This window comes from Mycobacterium sp. NGS22, from assembly GCF_059813095.1.
Genome location: NZ_JCALDY010000002.1, coordinates 199580 through 219003, shown reverse-complemented (window position 1 = coordinate 219003; position 19424 = coordinate 199580). Strand labels below are relative to the sequence as shown.

Genomic DNA, 19424 nt, shown 5'->3' with positions numbered 1-19424 from the left:
TTCGAACCGGCGCTGCCGCCGGCGGGTGAGCACGGCACCGCGACTGCGATCGAAATACTGCCTGTCACCGGGCTTCCCGAGTTCCGTCCGGGTGACGACCTCAGTGCCGCCCTGGCCGCGGCGGCGCCGTGGCTGCGCGACGGGGACGTGTTGGCGGTCACCAGCAAGGTCGTGTCCAAATGCGAGGGCCGGCTGGTTCCGGCACCCCTCGATCCGGAGCGCCGAGACACCTTGCGCCGCAAGCTCGTCGACGGCGAAGCGGTGCGGGTGCTGGCCCGCAAGGAGCGTACGTTGATCACCGAGAACCGGCTGGGCCTGGTGCAGGCCGCCGCCGGGGTGGACGGATCCAACGTCGGCCGTTCGGAATTGGCGCTGTTGCCCGTCGACCCGGACGGCAGCGCGGCCGCGCTGCGGGCCGGGTTACGCGCGCGGCTCGGCGTCACCGTCGCCGTCGTCATCACCGACACCATGGGCCGCGCCTGGCGCAACGGTCAGATCGACGCCGCCATCGGCAGCGCGGGAATTGCTGTGCTGCATAACTATTCGGGGGCTGCCGACCGGTACGGCAACGATCTGGTGGTGACCGAGATCGCCGTCGCCGACGAGGTGGCCGCCGCCGCCGACCTGGTCAAGGGCAAGCTGACCGCGATGCCGGTCGCGGTGGTGCGCGGGTTGGACCCGGTGGACGACGGTTCGAGCGCGCGGCAGTTGGTGCGCGCCGGTTCCGAGGACCTGTTCTGGCTGGGCACCGCCGAGGCGCTGGATCTCGGCCGTCGTCAGGCGCAGCTGTCGCGTCGTTCGATCCGCCAGTTCAGCGACCAGCCGGTGCCACCCGAACTCGTCGAAGCCGCCGTCGCCGAGGCGTTGACCGCCCCGGCGCCCCACCACACCCGCCCGGTGCGGTTCGTCTGGCTGCAGACCGCCACGGTCCGAACCCGGCTGCTGGACCGGATGAAGGACAAGTGGCGCGCGGACCTCACCGCCGACGGCAGACCCGCCGACGCGGTGGACCGCCGGGTCTCGCGCGGCCAGATCCTCTATGACGCACCAGAAGTCGTGATTCCCATGCTGGTGCCGGACGGCGCCCACAGCTATCCCGATGCCGCGCGCACCGAGGCCGAGCACACCATGTTCACCGTCGCGGTCGGGGCTGCCGTGCAGGGGCTGCTGGTCGCGCTGGCGGTGCGTGGAGTCGGCAGTTGTTGGATCGGGTCGACGATCTTCGCCGCCGATTTGGTCCGCGCCGAGTTGGGGCTGCCCGCCGACTGGGAACCGTTGGGCGCGATCGCCATCGGGTACCCGGCCGAGCCCGCCGGGTTGCGCGACCCGGTCCCGGTCGACGACCTGCTGATCCGCAAGTGAAGACCTCCGCCGGCGCGGGTTTTGACAGACGAGGCGCGCGATGAACCTCCGGGACTCGGTGATCGAACTGCTGGGCGGTTGGGAGACACCTGACCCCGCCCAGGATGCGCTTCGGCAGGCCGTGCTGACCTTCGTGCTGGCCCGCGAAGACTCCTGCGTGCGCGAATGTGTACCGGGCCACGTCACCGCCTCGGCGTTGGTGTTCGACGACAGCGGCGAACGGGTGCTGCTCACCCTGCACCCCAGGCTGGGCCGCTGGGTGCAACTGGGCGGGCACTGCGAACCCGAGGACACCGACATCCTGGCCGCCGCACTGCGCGAAGCCACCGAAGAGTCCGGCGTCGACGGGTTGCGCGTGGACCCCGAACTCGTTGCGCTGCACGTGCATCCGGTCACCTGCTCACTGGGCGTGCCGACCCGGCACGTGGATCTGCAGTTCGTGGCCCATGCACCGGCCGGGGCTCAGATCGTGCTCAGCGACGAGTCCGACGACCTGCAGTGGTGGCCGGCCGAGGCGTTGCCGGACGGCACCGATCACGCCCTGAAGTACCTGGTGGACCGCGCCTCAGCGCGCCGCACGTCAGTGCGGCGAGCAGACGCAAAAGCCCCCTGAAACGGCCGTTTCAGGGGGCTTTTGCGTCTGCTCGCCACAACAACTAGACGTCGGACGAGTACCGGATTCCGCCGTCGGGAATCGAGACCCCCGGCCACACCCGCGCGCCGCGCAGCAGTTCGCAGCGCGCGCCGATGTCGGCACCGTCACCGATCACGCCGTCGCGAATCAGCGCCCGCGGACCGATGCGGGCGCCGAAGCCGAGGATCGAACGCTCGATCACACTGCCGGCCTCGACCTTGACGCCGTCGAAGACCACCGCGCCGTCCAGCCGCGCCCCCGGGCCGATCTCCGCACCCCGCCCGACGACGGTGCCGCCGATCAGCAGCGCGCCCGGCGCCACCGCGGCGCCGTCGTGCACCAACGACTCACCACGCTGCCCGTGCAGCGCCGGGGACGGCGCGATCCCGCGCACCAGGTCCGCCGAACCACGCACGAAGTCCTCCGGCGTGCCCATGTCGCGCCAATAGGTGGCGTCGACGTACCCGCACACCTTGACGTCGTCGGCCGAGAGCAGGGACGGGAACACCTCACGTTCCACCGAGACCTCCCGGCCCCGCGGAATCCGGTCGATCACGTCGCGCCCGAACACATAACAGCCGGCGTTGATCTGGTCGGTCGGCGGATCCTGCGTCTTCTCGAGAAAGGCGGTGACGCGGCCGTCGGAGTCCGTGGGCACGCAACCGAACGCGCGAGGGTCGCCCACCCGCACCAGATGCAACGTCACGTCGGCCTGATGCCCGTGATGGAACTCCAGCAGCTGGCCCAGGTCGGCACCGGACAGCACGTCGCCGTTGAACACCATCACGGTGTCGTGGCGCAACTTGCCGGCGACGTTGGCGATGCCACCGCCGGTGCCCAGCGCGTTCTCCTCGGTCACGTACTCGATCTGCAACCCCAGCTTGGAGCCGTCGCCGAACTCGGCCTCGAACACCTCGGCCCGATAGGAGGTACCCAGCACCACGTGCTCGATGCCCGCGGCCGCGATCCGCGACAGCAGATGGGTCAGGAACGGCAGCCCTGCCGTCGGCAACATCGGCTTGGGCGCCGACAACGTCAACGGTCGTAGCCGGGTCCCTTTGCCGCCGACCAGCACCACCGCGTCGACTTGATGGGTCGCCATCTCAACGCCGCCCTTCTGCCAGCTCCCGCCGCAACGACTTGCGCGACCGGCGCAGTGCGCTGCGCACCATCACGCGCGAACGCACCGCCAGCGACCCGCGCAGCGTCCAGCGCAGCGGAGCCCGCCACCATCCGGAATGCCGATCCGCCAAGAAGATATAGGTACTGCGGTGATGGGCGGCCAGATGGCTGGCCGGGTCACGGCCGGTGGAGTGACCCTTGTGGTGCAACACCTCGGCCGACGGCACGTACACCGACTGCCAGCCGGCCTTGCCGAGCCGGTCGCCGAGGTCGACGTCCTCCATGTACATGAAGTAGCGCTCGTCGAACCCGCCGACCTGTTCGAACGCCGCGCGCCGCACCAGCAGGCACGACCCCGACAGCCAGCCCACCGGCCGCTCACTGGGCTCCAGGTGCTCCTGGCGATAGGCCCGCGTCCACCTGTTGCGCGGATAGACCGGACCGAGCACCGCGTGCATACCGCCGCGGATCAGGCTGGGCAGGTGACGCGCCGAGGGGTAGACCGATCCGTCCGGGTCGCGGATCAGCGGACCGAACGCGCCGGCCCGCGGCCACCGGGTGGCGGCTTCCAGCAGCGCGTCGATGCTGCCGGGTCCCCATTGCACGTCGGGGTTGGCGACGATGACCCACTCGTCGACCCAGTTTTCGTCACGCTGAGCGAGCTTGGCGACGGTGCGGTTCACCGCGGTCCCGTAGCCGAGGTTGGACCCGGTGGGCAGCAACCGCACGTTGGGATAGCGCATGACGGCGGCCTGCGGGGTGCCGTCGGTGGAGCCGTTGTCGGCCAGCAGCACACTGACCGGACGCTCGGTGGCCAGCGACAACGACGCCAGGAACCGCTCCAGGTGCGGACCCGGGGAATAGGTCACCGCCACGACCGGCAGAACGTCAGTCACGCGTCGAGGGTAACGGTCGATCGGTCGAACCAAGGCCCGAAGCAGCTGTGATAGCCGCGACAAGCGCCGTGCGCCAGGGCCGTAACGGCATCAGTCCCGCCGCGGCCCACTCCCGGCTGGACAGCGCCGAGTAGGGCGGCCGCGGCGCGGGCCGGGGGAATTCGTCGGTGCCGCACGGATTGACCCGCTGCGGGTCGGCGCCGGACTCCTCGAACACCGCCCTGGCCTGCTCGAACCGGGAAACGATCCCCTCGTTGGCTATGTGCAGCAGCCGGCCGCTCACCTCGCTGTCGGCCAGTTCCAGCAATGCGCCGGCCAGGTCGGCCGCATAGGTCGGCGTGCCGACCTGGTCGTCGACCACCTTGATCGGGCCATCCCCGGCGGCCAGGCGCTGCATGACCGCGACGAAGTCGCTGCGTTGCACGCCGCCGGTGTAGACCCACGCGGTGCGCACCACGACGGCCTCCGGCAGCGCGGCGAACACGGCCTGTTCGCCGGCGAGCTTGCTGCGGGCGTAGACGCCTTGCGGTGCGGTCGGGTCGGCGGGCTCGTAGGGTCGCGGCTCGGCACCGTGAAAATCGCCGTCGAACACGTAGTCGGTGGAGACGTGGATCAGCCGGGCGCCGGTGCGCGCGCAGGCGCGGGCCAGATGTTCGGGTCCGGTCGCGTTGACGGCGTACGCGGTGGCTTCGTCGGTTTCGGCACCGTCGACGTTCGTGTACGCCGCGCAGTTGACGACGACATCGCCGGTCCGGATGATCTCGTCGGCCGCGGTGGGGTCGGTGATGTCCCATTCCGACGACGTCCTGGCCAGCACGTCGCGGCCGTCGCCGGTGGCATGCGCGGTCAACAGACTGCCCAGTTGCCCACCTGCCCCGGTGATCACCACCCTGCTCGCCACGGGATCGAGTCTGGCACGCCGGGTCCGGCTAACCGGAAAGCGGCTGTTGCGCAAGTAACCTACAGTGATGCCTGCGCAGAGTGTGGCTCGTGTGGTTCGTGTGATTTGCACGGCAATGGCCGTGATCGTCGTGCTCGGCACCGGGGTGGCCTGGAGCAACGTCCGATCCTTCGAGGACGGCATCTTTCACATGTCGTCGCCCGCGCTGGGCAGCGGGGCCGAAGACGGCGCGATCGACATCCTGCTGGTGGGTCTGGACAGCCGCACCGACGCACACGGCAACCCGCTCTCGGCCGAGGAACTGGCATCCTTGCGGGCCGGCGACGAGGAAGCCACCAACACCGACACCATCATCCTGATCCGGATCCCCAACAACGGGAAATCGGCCACCGCGATCTCGATCCCCCGCGACTCCTACGTCCAGGCGCCCAACCTGGGCAAGACCAAGATCAACGGCGTCTACGGCCAGACCCGCGAGACCAAGCGGGTCAGCCTGGTGCAGGCCGGCGCCTCGCCCACCGAAGCCGCGGCGGCCGGCACCCAGGCCGGGCGGGAGGCACTGATCAAGACCGTCGCCGACCTGACCGGCGTCACCGTCGACCACTACGCCGAGATCGGCCTGCTCGGCTTCGCGCTGATCGCCGACGCGCTCGGCGGCGTCGAGGTGTGCCTCAAAGAGCCTGTCTACGAACCCCTTTCGGGCGCCGACTTCCCGGCCGGCCGGCAACGGCTGGACGGCCCGCAAGCGCTCAGCTTCGTCCGGCAGCGCCACGAGCTGCCGCGCGGCGACCTGGACCGGGTGGTGCGCCAGCAGGCGGTGATGGCCTCGCTGGCCCACCGGGTGATCTCCGGCAAGACGCTGTCCAGCCCGGCCACGCTGAAGCGGCTGGAGGCCGCCGTCCAGCGTTCGGTGGTGCTTTCTTCGGGTTGGGACATCATGGATTTCGTGCGGCAACTGCAGAAGCTGGCCGGCGGCAACGTCGCGTTCGCCACCATCCCGGTCCTCGACGGCGCCGGGTGGAGCGACGACGGCATGCAGAGCGTGGTGCGGGTGGACGCACACCAGGTCCAGGACTGGGTCGCCGGCCTGCTGCACGAACAGGATCAGGGCAAGACCGAGGAGATCGCCTACACCCCCGCCAAGACCACCGCCCACGTCGTCAACGACACCGACATCAACGGGCTGGCATCGGCGGTGTCGGATGTGTTGAGCGCCAAGGGCTTTACCGCCGGCACCGTCGGCAACAACGAGGGCGGGCACGTCAAGGGCAGCCAGGTGCGGGCGGCCAAGACCGACGACCTGGGCGCCCAGGAGGTCGCCAAACTGCTGGGCGGGTTGCCCGTCGTCGCCGACTCGTCGCTACCGGCCGGATCGGTCCGGGTGGTGCTGGCCAACGACTACACCGGGCCGGGCTCGGGACTCGACGGCGCAACCGTCACTCAGCAGGCCCGCGTGTCCAACGCCGGATCCCCGAACTCCACCGTTCCGGCTCCGTCGCCGATCCTGACCGCGGGCTCGGAGAACCCCGAGTGCATCAACTGACGCTCAGCGCGGCGATCCTGGACCCGATGCTGCGCGCCGACCCGGTCGGCCCGCGCATCACCTACTACGACGATGCCAGCGGTGAGCGCATCGAGCTGTCCGCGGTGACGCTGGCCAACTGGGCCGCCAAGACGGCCAACCTGCTGCGCGACGAGATGGGCGCGGGGCCGCACTCCCGCGTGGCGGTGCTGTTGCCCGCACACTGGCAGACCGCGGCAGTGGTGTTCGGGGTGTGGTGGATCGGCGCCGAGGTGGCGTTGCAGGGACCGGCCGACCTCGCATTGTGCACGTCCGACCGGCTCGAGGAGGCCGACGAGGCGGCTTCCGGCGGTGAGGTAGCGGTGCTGTCGCTGGACCCGTTCGGCCAGCCCGCCCCCGGCCTGCCGATCGGCGTCACCGACTACGCGACCGCGGTGCGGGTGCACGGCGACCAGATCGTGCCCGAACCCGACCCCGGTCCGGCGCTGGCCGGGCAGTCGGCCGCCCAACTGCTGGCCGCATGCGCGCAATCGGCGGCGATGCAGGGCATCACCGCGACCGACCGGGTGCTGTCGACGGCGTCCTGGGAACGGCCCGAGCAGCTGGTGGACGGCCTGCTGGCGGTGCTGGCCGTGGGCGCGTCGCTGGTACAGGTGGCCAACCCCGACCCCGGTGCGCGGGACCGCCGCATCGAGACCGAAAAGGTCACCCGGGTCCTCTAGCCCTTTCGGCGAGGGTGCGCAGATGTGCCGCGACCCCCCGGTGCAACCGACATTTCGTGCACCCTCGACGGGCGGGGTGGACGGCATAGCGGCGGACCTACTGGCCGAACGAGATTTCCAGCAGGCTCTTCTTCTGCTCGGCGTATTCCTGTTCGCTCAACAGTCCAGCGGCGCGCTGCACGGCGATCTCGCGGATCGCGGCGGCGACGCCGGTCATGACGGTCCGCGGAGCGGGCAAGACCTCGACGTCCTCGGCCGGTGCATCCTCGGCGCTACCGGTGAGCCGCGCCGCGCTGCCATTCTTCTGACCGTCGGCGACAGCCGACGGGCCGGCCATCGCCTGCCCGGCCATCGCGCCGATTCCCATCGGGTTCAACGTGTTTGCCATGTCGAATCTTGCTGCCGCCGCTGCGGCGTTCGCGTTCGCCAGCGGTGTCATCAGTGCGGTCGGACGTACTTCGGCGGCGACCTGGGTCCAGCTCGGCGGTACCGTCAATCCCCCGACCATGTTCGCGCGCGCGAACGCCGCTGAAAGGGTCGGGGTGGGGAGACCGCCGGGGGGCGGGTTCGGAAGGGGCGCCAGGAACGGCTCCACTGGTGCCGGCCCGGTACCCGGATAGGGCTCCACCCCGTTCCAGCCGCTGAATGTCTCATCGTCATCGATACTCGAAATGGCGCTGAACGCGGCAAAAGGTAACTCCGCGAAGGAACCGAGCACCTCGGTAGGTAGGACCCCGAAAAGGGACATTGCTTCGGTTGGCCCAGTGAAAAGGAACGCGAGCAGGCTGAGGAGTTCTAACTGTTCGAACTGGGCCGGTACCGCCATCGCGGACAACGCCTGCGGCACAACCGATATGGAACCTGGCGCATTGCCGGCGGAGGTGCCGATTTGGCTGATCGCGGCGGCTTGGCCGGCCGTCGCGCCCGCGTCGGTGTTCTGGTGGGGAGGGGTGAACGGAGTCAGCACGACCGCGGCTGCCGACGACGCTGCATAGTTATACATCGCCAGGCTGTCCTGCACCCACATCTCCGCGTACAGCGCTTCGGTGGCCGCGATCGCCGGTGTGTTCTGTCCCAGAAAATTGGTCGCCACCAGCGCTGCCAGCAGGCTGCGGTTGGCGGCGATCTCCGGTGGCGGCACCGTGGCTGCGAACGCCGCCTCGTAGGCGGCGACCGCCGTCCATGCTTGAGCGGCGGTCTGCTCAGCCCGCTCAGCGGTGGTACTCAGCCAGTCCAGATACGACCCGGCCGCTGCGCTCATCGCCGCGGACGACGGACCCGACCAAGCCCCCTCGGTGAGTTCCGACACCGCCGACTGGTATCCGGAGATCGTCGTGTAGAGAGCGTCGGCCACGCTTTCCCAGGCCTGCGCAGCTGACAGCATCGGCCCCGGGCCCGGACCGGTATACATCCGACCGGAGTTGATCTCCGGCGGATAGATGCCGAAATCCACTGCTGCACATACCTCTTCTGGATGACCACCGGAGTCGCCCGACGGATGGTTCAGCGACCGAGCAGGCGGTTCTTCTGCTCGGTGTATTCCTCCTCGGTCAAGATCCCCTCGTCGCGGAGCTTGGTGAATTCGCGTAGCTCGGCCGCGACGCCGGTGACCACAGCCCGCGGCTTGTCGTTGGGGCCATCGCGGGTTTCGCCGATCGCCGCCTTGTCACCGGCGGCTCCAGCCGTCCCAGCGGTTCTGGCGCGAGCGGATCCGGCTGCGTTCTTGGCCTCCTTGCCGCCGCGCCGACCGGCGCCGACGGTTCCGGCCATGGCCCGTCCGGCCATGCCCGCAAGTGCCATCTGGGCCATCGTGCCGGCCGAAGCGCCTCCCGCCGCCGGTGCTGCGCTCACCGCCGATTCACTCAGCGAGGGCAGCGTATACGCGACAGGACGCACCGACGGGGTGGCAACGGTCCACGCCGGCGGTACCGACAACGCCCCGACGGCGTTCGCCTCACCCAGACCGGCCGACAGCCTCGGCGGCGGCACCGTGCCCGCCGGCAAGTTGAGCAGCGGCGCCGGGAACGGCTTCACTGGCGCCGGCTCAGTGCTCGGAAAGGGTTCCACGCCATTCCAGCCGCTGAGGATCTCGTCGGTGTGCAGACCCACCAGGGTGGCGTAGATGGCCACCCCGAAGTTCACTACCCCGAGCACACCGGCAGGCACGCCGATAGCAAGGGTAGCGGCGGCCGCCGATACGCCCAAGGTGATGGCGGACAGATCGGCCAGCACGCCCAGCAGGAGCAACGGGTCCTCCGCGGCCGCTGCCGGGCTCGCCGCAGCGCTCTGCAGCGCGCTGGGCACCGCGGAGAAGGCTCGCTGGGCGGCACCGTCCGCGATGGTGGCCTGGCCGGCGGCGGCTTGGTTGGCCACGCCGTCCGGGTTGGTGGTCGGCGGGGGTGGGTTGAACGGCGTCAGCTCGGTCGCCGAGGCCGACGAGCCTGCATAGCCGTACATCGCCGCCGCGTCCTGGGCCCACATCTCCCCATACTGTGCTTCGGTGGCCGCGATCGCCTGGGTGTTCAACCCGAACACATTGGTCGCGATCAGGGTCATCAGCTGACTGCGGTTGGCCGCCACCATCGGCGGCGGAACCGTCGCCGAGAACGCGGCCTGGTAGGCAGCTGCCGCGGCCTTGGCCTGAGCGGAGGTTTCTTCGGCCTGTGCAGCGGTGACGCGCAACCACGCCGCATACGACGCGGCCGCAGCGCTCATCGACGCCGACGACGGCCCCAACCAGGGACCGGCGGTCAATCCCGACACCACAGTGCGGTACGAATCCGCCGCCGAGTTCAGTCCGGCGGCGAGCGCAGCCCACGCCTCGGCCGCGGCCAACAACGGTCCCGATCCGGCACCGGCAAACATCCGAGCCGAGTTGACCTCCGGGGGATAACTCCCGAAATCCATGACTCGCCCCTCCTCGAGACACGTGGCCGCGGTGAACCCATCGCGCCGCTCGTGCTGCGGGATCCGGGACGACGGAATCACCGAACAGCCACTGTACAGCGACCGCGCACCGCGTGCCGCCAGCGAGGTCAGGCCGTATATCCCGCGCATCTACCTCCGCAGACGACCCCTGTATGGCGCCGCGAGGGTGCTCAAATGTACGGCGACACGCGGCCGGAACTGGCATTTTGTGGACCTTCGACGGGCGGGTTGCCAGGGCCCGGCAAATACATGTTGATATCGCAATATTTGGATGTTAACGTCGGGAAAACCCACAGAAAGGCGCGATGATGGCGGTGCAAGTGCTCTTGGCGAAGGCGGCATCGACGGTGGTCACCGGCGTGGTCGGAGTGACCGCGTATGAGCTGCTGAAGAAGGCCGTCGCCAAGGCGCCGTTGCATGAGGGCGCGGTCAAGGGCGCCGAACTGGGTCTGCGCGGCACCCGCAAGGCCGAGGAAGCCGCCGAGTCCGCCCGCCTCAAGATCGCCGACGTGATGGCCGAGGCCCGCGAGCGCATCGGCGAGGAGGCGCCCACCCCGGCGGTCGGAGACGTCCACGACCACGATCACTGATCGTGACCCTCGCTCTCGTCGAACCCGCCGACCCCACCCTGCCCGTCGTCTCCGACGCGGCCGGACGCATGCGGGTCCGGGTCGCCTGGGTGCGCTGCGACTCGCGGCGCGCCGTCGCCGTGGAGGAGGCCGTCGCCAAGTGCGACGGTGTGCGCGTCGTGCACGCCTACCCGCGCACCGGTTCGGTGGTCGTCTGGTACTCCCCGAGGCGCTGTGACCGCACGGCCGTGCTGGCCGCGATCAGCCAAGCCGCCGCAGTGGCCCCCAATCTGATCCCCGCGCGCCGACCCCACTCCGAGGAGATACGCAACAGCGACGTGGTGCGGATGGTCATCGGCGGTGCGGCACTGGCGTTACTCGGCATCCGCCGTTACGTGTTCGCGCGCCCTCCGCTACTCGGCCCGAGCGGCCGGCTGGTCGCCACCGGCGTCACCATCTTCACCGGCTATCCGTTCCTGCGCGGGGCGGTCCGCTCGCTGCGCTCGGGCAAGGCCGGCACCGACGCGCTGGTCTCGGCGGCGACCGTGGCCAGCCTCATCCTGCGCGAGAACGTCGTCGCGCTGACCGTGCTGTGGCTGCTCAACATCGGCGAATACCTGCAGGACCTGACGCTGCGCCGGACCCGCCGCGCCATCTCGGAGCTGCTGCGCGGCAACCAGGACACGGCCTGGATCCGGCTGGCCGACGGCAGCGAGGTCCAGGTTCCGATCGACAGCGTCGAAATCGGCGACGAGGTGATCGTCCACGACCACGTCGCCATACCGGTCGACGGCGAGGTGACGGCGGGCGAAGCCGTGGTCAACCAGTCCGCGATCACCGGGGAGAACCTGCCGGTGTCGGTCACCACCGGAGCCCACGTGCACGCCGGCTCGGTGGTGGTGCGCGGCCGGTTGGTGGTGCGCGCGCAAGCGGTGGGCAACCAGACCACGATCGGCCGCATCATCACCCGCGTCGAGGAGGCGCAACACGACCGCGCCCCGATCCAGACGGTCGGCGAGAACTTCTCCCGCCGATTCGTGCCCACCTCGTTCGTCGTTTCGGCGCTGACCCTGCTGGTCACCGGTGACGTGCGGCGCGCGATGACGATGCTGCTGATCGCCTGCCCGTGCGCGGTCGGTCTGTCCACCCCGACGGCCATCAGCGCCGCGATCGGCAACGGCGCGCGCCGCGGCATCCTGATCAAGGGCGGGTCGCACCTCGAACAGGCCGGCCGGGTCGACGCGATCGTCTTCGACAAGACCGGCACGCTCACCGTCGGGCGACCCGTCGTCACCAATATCGTTTCGCTGCACAAGGATTGGGAGCCCGAGCAGGTGCTGGCCTATGCCGCCAGCTCGGAGATCCACTCCCGGCACCCGTTGGCCGAAGCCGTCATCCGCTCCACCGAGGAACGCCACATCAGCATTCCCCCGCACGAGGAGTGCGAGGTGCTGGTCGGCCTGGGCATGCGGACCTGGGCCGACGGCCGCACCCTGCTGCTGGGCAGTCCGGGTCTGTTGCGTGCCGAGAAGGTCCGGGTGTCCAAGAAGGCACAGGAGTGGGTGGACAAGTTGCGCGGCGAGGCCGAGACGCCGCTGCTGCTGGCCGTGGACGGCAAGCTGGTGGGGTTGATCAGCCTGCGCGACGAGGTCCGGCCCGAGGCGACCGAAGTGTTGAACAGGTTGCGCGCCAACGGGATTCGCCGCATCGTGATGCTCACCGGGGACCACCCCGACATCGCGCGGGTGGTCGCCGACGAGCTGGGCATCGACGAGTGGCGCGCCGAGGTGATGCCCGAGGACAAGCTCGAAGTGGTGCGCGGACTGCAGGCCGAGGGCTACGTGGTCGGGATGGTCGGCGACGGCATCAACGACGCGCCCGCGCTGGCGGCCGCGGACATCGGCATCGCGATGGGTCTGGCCGGAACCGACGTCGCGGTGGAGACCGCCGACGTGGCGCTGGCCAACGACAACCTGCACCGCCTGCTCGACGTGCGCGACCTGGGCGCGCGCGCTGTGGACGTGATCCAGCAGAACTACGGCATGTCCATCGCCGTCAACGCCGCCGGGCTGCTGATCGGAGCGGGTGGCGCGCTGTCACCGGTGCTGGCCGCGATCCTGCACAACGCGTCGTCGGTGGCTGTGGTGGCCAACAGCTCCCGGCTGATCCGCTATCGCCTGGAGTAGTGGCGAGCAGACGCAAAAGCACCAATTTCGGGACGAAATTGGGCGCTTTTGCGTCTGCTCGCCCAGCTAACAGCAGTCCTCGCCGCGCCAGGCCCGCACGCCCTGCCACGCGGCGATGCCCGCGACCGCGAGCCCGATCACCGGGTCGATCCACCAACCGCCCGGCCAGGCCGCGGTGACAGCCAGACCGACCAACACCCCGGCGGCCTGGACCGCACACAGGTAATTCTGGGTGCCCTCCCCCGTGGTGGCCCCGGAATGCAGACGTGCCCCCAGGCGGTGGTTGGCCCAGCCCAGCGCCGGCATCAGTACCAGTGCCAACGCGGTCAATCCGATCCCGATCACCGAGGTCTCGGCGTGCTCACGGATCAGCAGATGGCGGATGGATTCGGCGGCGACGTAGGGCGCCACCAGCCAGAACGACAGCGCGACACCGCGCTGCGCACGCCGTTCGGCGGTCGCGGACAGCGTGCGGTCGCCACTGAACCGCCAGACCACCATCGCGCTGGCCAGGCCCTCGGACCCGCCGCCCAGCGCCCATCCGGTCAGCGCGACCGACCCGACGGCCAACCCCTGCCACAACCCCACGCCGCCCTCGATGAGCAGCACCGCCAGGCTGACCCAGGCCAGTCGGCGGGCCCATTGCGCGTTGCGCTGCCAATCGGCGCCGCGGATCTCCGGCCGCGTCCGCGCATGGTCACTGACGTCATGATCGTGCGCCCCGGTCGCCATCTCCATCCCATGATGCTAACGGCGGTGCAGATCTGCCCAGGGACCTCGTTACTGTGTCTAACCAATAGCTCGCGGCGGAAGAAAGACCACGAATGGCGCGCACCGCCGTATTGCACCAGGAAGGCCGATAGATGCCGAACAACGCCCCCGCCAAACCGCTGGACGGATTTCGGGTCCTCGATTTCACCCAGAACGTCGCCGGGCCGTTGGCCGGACAGGTGCTGGCCGACCTGGGCGCCGAGGTGGTCAAGATCGAGGCACCCGGCGGCGAGCAGTCCCGGCGGCTGACCTCGGTGCTGCCCGGACGCCCGCCGCTGCCCACCTACTTCCTGCCCAACAACCGCGGCAAGAAGTCGGTGACCGTCGATCTCACCGACGACGCGGCCAAACAGCAGATACTGCGGCTGGCCGACACCGCCGACGTGGTGCTCGAAGGTTTCCGGCCCGGGGTGATGGAGCGACTCGGTCTCGGTCCCGACCAACTGCGGGCGCGCAACCCGAAACTGATCTACGCCAGGCTGAGCGCCTACGGCGGCCGCGGACCGCACGGTTTGCGTCCCGGTGTCGACCTGATGGTCGCCGCCGAGGCCGGCATGAGCACCGGCATGCCGACACCCAGCGGGAAACCGCAGATCATCCCGTTCCAACTGGTCGACAACGCCAGCGGCCACGTGCTGGCGCAAGCGGTGCTGGCCGCCCTGCTCAACCGGGAACGGCACGGGGTCGGCGATCTGGTCGAAGTCGCGATGTACGACGTCGCGGTCGGACTGCAGGCCAACCAGCTGACCATCCACCTGAACAAGACCGGCGCGCCACCGCCGGCCCCGAAATCCGACGCTCCGGTCAAGAAGCGCAAGGGCGTCGGATTTGCCACCCAGCCGTCGGACGCTTTTCGGGCCTCGGACGGCTATCTGGTCATCAGCGCCTACGTGCCCAAGCACTGGACGAAGCTGTGCCAGATCATCGGCCGGCCCGAACTGATCGACGACGAGCGGTTCGCCGAGCAGCGCTTGCGGGCGATCAACTACCCCGAGCTGACCGACGAACTCGAGTCGGCGCTGGCGGCGAAGACCGCTGCCGAATGGGTCGAGCTGCTGCAAGAGGGCGGCTTGATGGCCTGCCTCGCCTACAGCTGGAAACAGGTGGTCGACACCCCGCTGTTCGCCGAGAACGACCTCGCGCTCGTCGTCGGGGAAGGCGACGAAGCGGTGACGGTCATCCGCACCCCCGCGCGTTTCGCCGCCTTCGACGCCCGGGTGACCGATCCGCCGCCGGCCGCCGGGCAACACAACGCGCTTTACCTCACCGAAAGCTCCTAACGAGGTCGGCCAGTACATGGCCTTTCTTTGAATTGCGAATGAATCGGCCGGGCCGCAAGGGATTCACCGGAGGCTACGGGGAGGATTTGGTCATCCGGCCGTAGTGGGATTCACATGTTTGCTGGACTCAGATAGGACGTCTCCCGCTGGTCCGACGCTCGGTGGACACGCAACTGGCAGATCCCGTTCACCCAGATCCGGCAGGGTGGTCCTGCCCGCAGTCGACGACGGCCGCGACGTGTTGGCGACCGGTTTCGAGGAGTCTTATGGGCAGCACCGCTGAGGGTTCCGTCAAAGCGCCGGAGCACCGAACGATCCTGACGAATCTGCGGCATGACCTTCCGGCGTCGCTGGTGGTCTTCCTGGTGGCACTGCCGCTGTCGCTGGGGATCGCGATCGCCTCGGGCGCGCCGCTGGCCGCGGGCCTGATCGCCGCGGTCGTCGGCGGCATCGTCGCCGGCTCGCTCGGCGGCTCGGCGGTTCAGGTGAGCGGGCCCGCCGCGGGCCTGACCGTGGTGGTCGCCGAGCTGATCGAGGAGCTCGGCTTCGAGATGCTGTGCCTGATGACCGTCGGGGCGGGAGCGCTGCAGATTCTGTTCGGCGTCAGCCGCATGGCCCGCGCCGCGCTGGCCATCGCCCCGGTGGTGGTGCACGCCATGCTGGCGGGCATCGGCATCACGATCGTGCTGCAGCAGTTCCACGTCCTGGTCGGCGACCATTCGCGCAGCTCGGCATGGCAGAACCTGACGGCGATCCCCGGCGGCGTCCTGAATCACGAACTGCCCGAGGTGATCGTCGGTTGCACCGTGATCGCCATCCTGTTGCTGTGGTCGAAACTGCCACCCAAGCTGCGGATGATCCCCGGTGCCCTGGTGGCCATCATCGTGGCGACGGCGCTGGCCCATGTGTTCGACATGGCCGTCGAAACCATCAATCTGAAGGGCGGCTTCTTCGACGCCGTCGGCTTCCCCAAGCTCCCCGACCACGCCCCGCACGACCAGCCGTGGAGCGCGAAGATCAGCACCATCGGCTTCGGTGTGCTGACCATCGCGCTGATCGCCAGCGTCGAGTCGCTGCTGTGCGCCGTTGGCGTCGACAAGCTGCACAACGGCCCGCGCACCAACTTCAACCGGGAGATGATCGGACAGGGCAGCGCGAACATGCTCTCCGGTGCGCTCAGTGGGCTGCCCGTCACCGGCGTCATCGTGCGCAGTTCGGCCAACGTGGCCGCCGGCGCTCGCACCCGGATGTCGGCGATCCTGCACGGGGTCTGGGTGTTGCTGTTCGCCTCGCTGTTCACCAACCTGGTGGAACTCATCCCGAAAGCGGCGCTGGCCGGCCTGCTGATCGTGATCGGTCTGCAGCTGGTCAAGCTGGCCCACGTTCAATTGGCTTGGCGCACCGGCAACGCCGCGATCTACAGCATCACCATCGTCTGCGTCGTGTTCCTGAACCTGCTCGAAGGTGTGGCGATCGGGCTGGCCGTCGCGATCGGCTTCCTGCTGGTGCGCGTGGTACGGGCACCCATCGAGGCCAAACCGGTGGGTGAGGAGACCAAGCAGTGGCGCGTCGACATCGACGGCACGCTGAGCTTCCTGTTGATGCCGCGCCTGACCGGGGTGCTGTCGACCTTGCCGCAGGGCTCCGACGTCACCCTCAACCTCAACGCCGACTACATCGACCATTCCATCTCCGAAGCCATCTCGGACTGGAAGGTCAGTCACGAAGCCAGCGGCGGCTCGGTCGTCATCAACGAGATATCCCCGGCCAATCTGTCCACCGCGCAACACAAACCGCCCACACGGCACTTCACCTCCCGCTCGCTGCGCGAGGCGCCCTGGCCGTCGCGGCGGGACCAGAACGGCGACCGGACCGATACTTCGATCCTCGACGGCGTCGAGCACTATCACCGGCACGGGGTGAACAACCTGCACCACCACGTGCCCGAACTGATCGATTCACAGAACCCGGACACGCTGTTCCTCACCTGCGCGGATTCCCGGATCCTGCCGGACACCATCACCGCCAGCCGGCCCGGTGATCTCTACATCGTCCGCAACGTCGGCAACCTGGTGCCCACCGATCCCGCCGAGCACTCGGTGGACGCCGCACTGGACTTCGCGGTCAACCAGTTAGGCGTGACTTCGGTGGTGGTGTGCGGACATTCGGCCTGCCGCGCGATGCAGGCACTGTTGGACGACGACACCGACGACACGAGCAGCCCCATCAACAAGTGGCTGGGGCATGCCCGGGAAAGCCTGGCGGCCTACCGGGACAACCATGCGGCGCGAGAAAGCAGCGCCCGCAACGGCTTCCGTTTCAGCGAGGTCGACCAACTGGCCATCGTGAACGTCGCGCTGCAGGTCGACCGGCTCAGCCGCCACCCGCTGTTGGCGTCCGCGTTGGCATCGGACGCCATTCAGGTGGTCGGCATCTTCTTCGACTTCGCCACCGTGCACGTGCATGTGGTGGACCGGAACGGGATCGTGCACACCGCCGAACCCGCCGAAGCCCGTTAGCTCTGCGGCAGCCGCACGACCTGAAGGAAGAACTCGTCGATCTGCCGGACGGCGTTCATGAACTGGTCCAGGTCCACCGGCTTGGTCACGTAGGCGTTGGCGTGCAGCTTGTAGCTGCGCAGGATGTCCTCCTCCGCCGACGACGTGGTCAGCACCACGACCGGGATCCCGCACAGCTCCGGGTCGGACTTGATCTTCTGCAGTAGTTGGCGCCCGTCGTATTTCGGCAGATTCAGGTCCAGCAGGATCAGGTCGGGTCGGGGCGCGTGCTCGTAGGCGCCGCGCTTGTAGAGGTAGTTCAGACCCTCTTCGCCGTCGTGCGCGACGTGCAACCGGTTCTTGAGCTTGTTGTGCTCGAAGGCTTCTCGGGTGATGAGCTCGTCGCCCGGGTCGTCTTCGACCAGCAGGATGTCGATCGCCCGACCGGATGGTGTCATTCGTGTGCTCCTTCTACAGTGACCAAGCCTTTTGCGATTTCCTTCGCGCCTCCGCCGGCCCCCCCGATGGGTTCAGCGTTGGACTCCGGGACCGGAAGGGTGAACTCGAACCGTGTCCCGTCGGTGTACGAGGTGTCGACCCACACGGTGCCCCCGTGGTGCTCGACGATCTTCTTGCATAGCGCGAGACCCAGACCTGTTCCACCATAGGCGTCGCGACCATGCAGCCGCTGGAAGATGATGAAGACCTTGTCGACGAACTCCGGCTGGATGCCGATGCCGTTGTCGGCCACGCTGAGCAACCAGTAGCCCTCGCGCTTACCGGTGCCCGGCTGGCAGTCGATGACGACCCGGGGCGCGCGGTCCTCCCGCCGGAATTTCACCGCATTGCCGATCAAGTTCTGCCACAACATGGTCAGCAAGGTCGGGTCTCCGCAGACCTGCGGCATGCGCGGGTTGCGCCGGACGATCTCGGCCCCGGACTCCTCGATCGCGACGGCCAGATTGGCCACCGCCGAATCCAGCGCGGTGTCAAGTTCCACCTCGGTGTACTTGGTGTTCAGCCGGCCCACCCGGGAAAAGCTCAACAGGTCGTTGATCAGCACCTGCATGCGCTTGGCGCCGTCCACCGCGAACCCGATGTACTCCACACCGCGGGCGTCGAGCTTGTCGGCGTAGCGCCGCTCGAGCAACTGACAGAACGAGGCCACCTTGCGCAGCGGCTCCTGCAGGTCGTGCGAGGCGACGTAGGCGAACTGCTCGAGCTCGGCGTTCGAACGCCGCAGCTCGGCGGCCTGCTCGTCCAGTTGTGCTTGCGTTTCCTGGGATTCGACCAGCGCCTGCACGATTACCTGGCGCATGTTCTCCACGTCGGCTGCCATCCCCCGGATGTCCGCGGGCCGGCGCGGCAGTGCGATGCGGTCGTCGAAATGACCGTCGGCGATTGCCCGGCAAGACCCGGCCAGGTTGTCCAACGGACGGGTGACCGCGCGCTGGATCAGCAAACCGAGCAGTGCGGCGGTGGCGATGAAGATCAGCACCATGCCGCCCAGCACCCTGTCGCGCCAGTCGTTCATGCGCTCGAGTCGCGCGGCACCGATGTCACGGGCCGCGCTCAGGTGTGCATTCTGCGTGTCGAAAAGTCCGCGCAGATAGTCGAAGTCGGCTTTGCCCAGCGCCGCCGTGGCATTCGGCACCACCATCGGGGAGTTCGGAGTCACGCGCGCAATCAGCGGCTCGGCGTAGTCTCTGCGCCAGTTGGCGGCGGCCGTCTCGATCGCGTCCAGGTCAGCCAACAGATCGGCGTGCCGGGCCAACCGAGACCGGATGTCCTGCGACGCAGCCTGTTCGGCGCGGACGCCGTCGTAGTAGGGCGTCAGGAACTGCGTATCGGCGGAGATCAGGTAGCCGCGCAGCCCCGTCTCCTGATCGCGCAACGCCGCTTGCAATTGCGATGCCGAAACACGCGAGGGCTGGACGTCGTCGCGCAGCGACCGCGACACCTCGTCGGTGCGGTCCAGCAGCAACGCGCCCACCACGGAGCCCAGCAGCACCAACAGCCCCATCGCGGACAGC

At 68.8% G+C, this 19424-nt stretch carries 16 protein-coding genes; 8 read left to right on the top strand and 8 right to left on the bottom strand.

What is annotated here, in order from left to right; translation table 11 throughout:
• The first annotated feature begins 12 nt into the window (after positions 1-12).
• Both AC5Y47_RS02825 and AC5Y47_RS02820 read left to right on the top strand, forming a co-directional pair.
• The gene (locus AC5Y47_RS02825) at positions 13-1362 is read left to right on the top strand and encodes a coenzyme F420-0:L-glutamate ligase (protein ID WP_499941911.1); all 1350 of its coding nucleotides are present in this window, start codon (positions 13-15) and stop codon (positions 1360-1362) included.
• A 40-nt stretch (positions 1363-1402) separates the two neighbouring features.
• Positions 1403-1975, top strand: coding sequence for an NUDIX hydrolase (locus AC5Y47_RS02820; RefSeq protein ID WP_499941743.1), 573 nt, complete (start codon positions 1403-1405; stop codon positions 1973-1975).
• Between the two features lie 43 nt (positions 1976-2018).
• Here AC5Y47_RS02820 and manB read toward each other — a convergent pair whose 3' ends face one another.
• From manB to rfbD, 3 genes are read right to left on the bottom strand one after another with little or no spacing between them, the layout of a single operon-like run.
• Positions 2019-3098, bottom strand: coding sequence for a mannose-1-phosphate guanylyltransferase (manB, locus tag AC5Y47_RS02815; RefSeq protein WP_499941741.1), 1080 nt, complete (start codon positions 3096-3098; stop codon positions 2019-2021).
• 1 nt (position 3099) lies between these two features.
• On the bottom strand, positions 3100-4014 hold the full coding sequence (locus AC5Y47_RS02810) for a glycosyltransferase family 2 protein (protein ID WP_499941739.1): 915 nt from the start codon (positions 4012-4014) through the stop codon (positions 3100-3102).
• On the bottom strand, positions 4007-4915 hold the full coding sequence (rfbD, locus tag AC5Y47_RS02805) for a dTDP-4-dehydrorhamnose reductase (RefSeq protein ID WP_499941737.1): 909 nt from the start codon (positions 4913-4915) through the stop codon (positions 4007-4009). Before rfbD ends, AC5Y47_RS02810 begins: the two co-directional genes overlap by 8 nt.
• Before the next feature lie 64 nt (positions 4916-4979).
• Here rfbD and AC5Y47_RS02800 point away from each other — a divergent pair, with 64 nt between their 5' ends.
• Positions 4980-6458 (top strand): LCP family protein, encoded by a 1479-nt coding sequence (locus tag AC5Y47_RS02800; RefSeq protein WP_499941735.1) that lies wholly within the window; start codon positions 4980-4982, stop codon positions 6456-6458.
• Complete coding sequence (locus AC5Y47_RS02795) at positions 6446-7159, top strand: TIGR03089 family protein (protein WP_499941734.1); 714 nt, start codon at positions 6446-6448, stop codon at positions 7157-7159. The genes AC5Y47_RS02800 and AC5Y47_RS02795 overlap by 13 nt, the downstream gene beginning before the upstream one ends.
• 97 nt (positions 7160-7256) lie before the next feature.
• On the opposite strand, the gene AC5Y47_RS02790 is transcribed toward AC5Y47_RS02795, so the two are convergent.
• Both AC5Y47_RS02790 and AC5Y47_RS02785 read right to left on the bottom strand, forming a co-directional pair.
• Entirely contained in the window at positions 7257-8612 is a 1356-nt protein-coding gene (locus tag AC5Y47_RS02790) for a PPE family protein (RefSeq protein ID WP_499941732.1), read from the bottom strand.
• A gap of 50 nt (positions 8613-8662) precedes the next feature.
• A complete protein-coding gene (locus AC5Y47_RS02785; RefSeq protein WP_499941910.1) occupies positions 8663-10066 on the bottom strand; it encodes a PPE family protein, SVP subgroup in 1404 nt (467 codons plus the stop codon).
• A 329-nt stretch (positions 10067-10395) separates the two neighbouring features.
• Between AC5Y47_RS02785 and AC5Y47_RS02780 the strand changes: the two genes are divergently transcribed.
• Both AC5Y47_RS02780 and ctpC read left to right on the top strand, forming a co-directional pair.
• Positions 10396-10677: a DUF1490 family protein gene (locus AC5Y47_RS02780; RefSeq protein ID WP_499941731.1), complete on the top strand. Its 282-nt coding sequence runs from the start codon at positions 10396-10398 to the stop codon at positions 10675-10677.
• Between the two features lie 68 nt (positions 10678-10745).
• Positions 10746-12842, top strand: coding sequence for a manganese-exporting P-type ATPase CtpC (gene ctpC / locus AC5Y47_RS02775; RefSeq protein WP_499941908.1), 2097 nt, complete (start codon positions 10746-10748; stop codon positions 12840-12842).
• Between the two features lie 66 nt (positions 12843-12908).
• On the opposite strand, the gene AC5Y47_RS02770 is transcribed toward ctpC, so the two are convergent.
• Complete coding sequence (locus AC5Y47_RS02770; RefSeq protein WP_499941906.1) at positions 12909-13574, bottom strand: cation efflux transmembrane domain-containing protein; 666 nt, start codon at positions 13572-13574, stop codon at positions 12909-12911.
• Positions 13575-13705: 131 nt separating this feature from the next.
• On the opposite strand from AC5Y47_RS02770, the gene AC5Y47_RS02765 reads away from it, so the two are divergent.
• Together AC5Y47_RS02765 and AC5Y47_RS02760 are read left to right on the top strand one after the other, a co-directional pair.
• Entirely contained in the window at positions 13706-14893 is a 1188-nt protein-coding gene (locus AC5Y47_RS02765; protein ID WP_499941729.1) for a CoA transferase, read from the top strand.
• Positions 14894-15159: 266 nt separating this feature from the next.
• Complete coding sequence (locus tag AC5Y47_RS02760; protein ID WP_499941728.1) at positions 15160-17412, top strand: SulP family inorganic anion transporter; 2253 nt, start codon at positions 15160-15162, stop codon at positions 17410-17412.
• Here AC5Y47_RS02760 and AC5Y47_RS02755 read toward each other — a convergent pair.
• Both AC5Y47_RS02755 and AC5Y47_RS02750 read right to left on the bottom strand, forming a co-directional pair.
• Complete coding sequence (locus AC5Y47_RS02755; protein ID WP_499941726.1) at positions 17409-17849, bottom strand: response regulator; 441 nt, start codon at positions 17847-17849, stop codon at positions 17409-17411. The genes AC5Y47_RS02760 and AC5Y47_RS02755 overlap by 4 nt on opposite strands.
• Positions 17846-19414, bottom strand: coding sequence for a sensor histidine kinase (locus AC5Y47_RS02750; RefSeq protein WP_499941905.1), 1569 nt, complete (start codon positions 19412-19414; stop codon positions 17846-17848). Before AC5Y47_RS02750 ends, AC5Y47_RS02755 begins: the two co-directional genes overlap by 4 nt.
• Between the last annotated feature and the right edge of the window lie 10 nt (positions 19415-19424).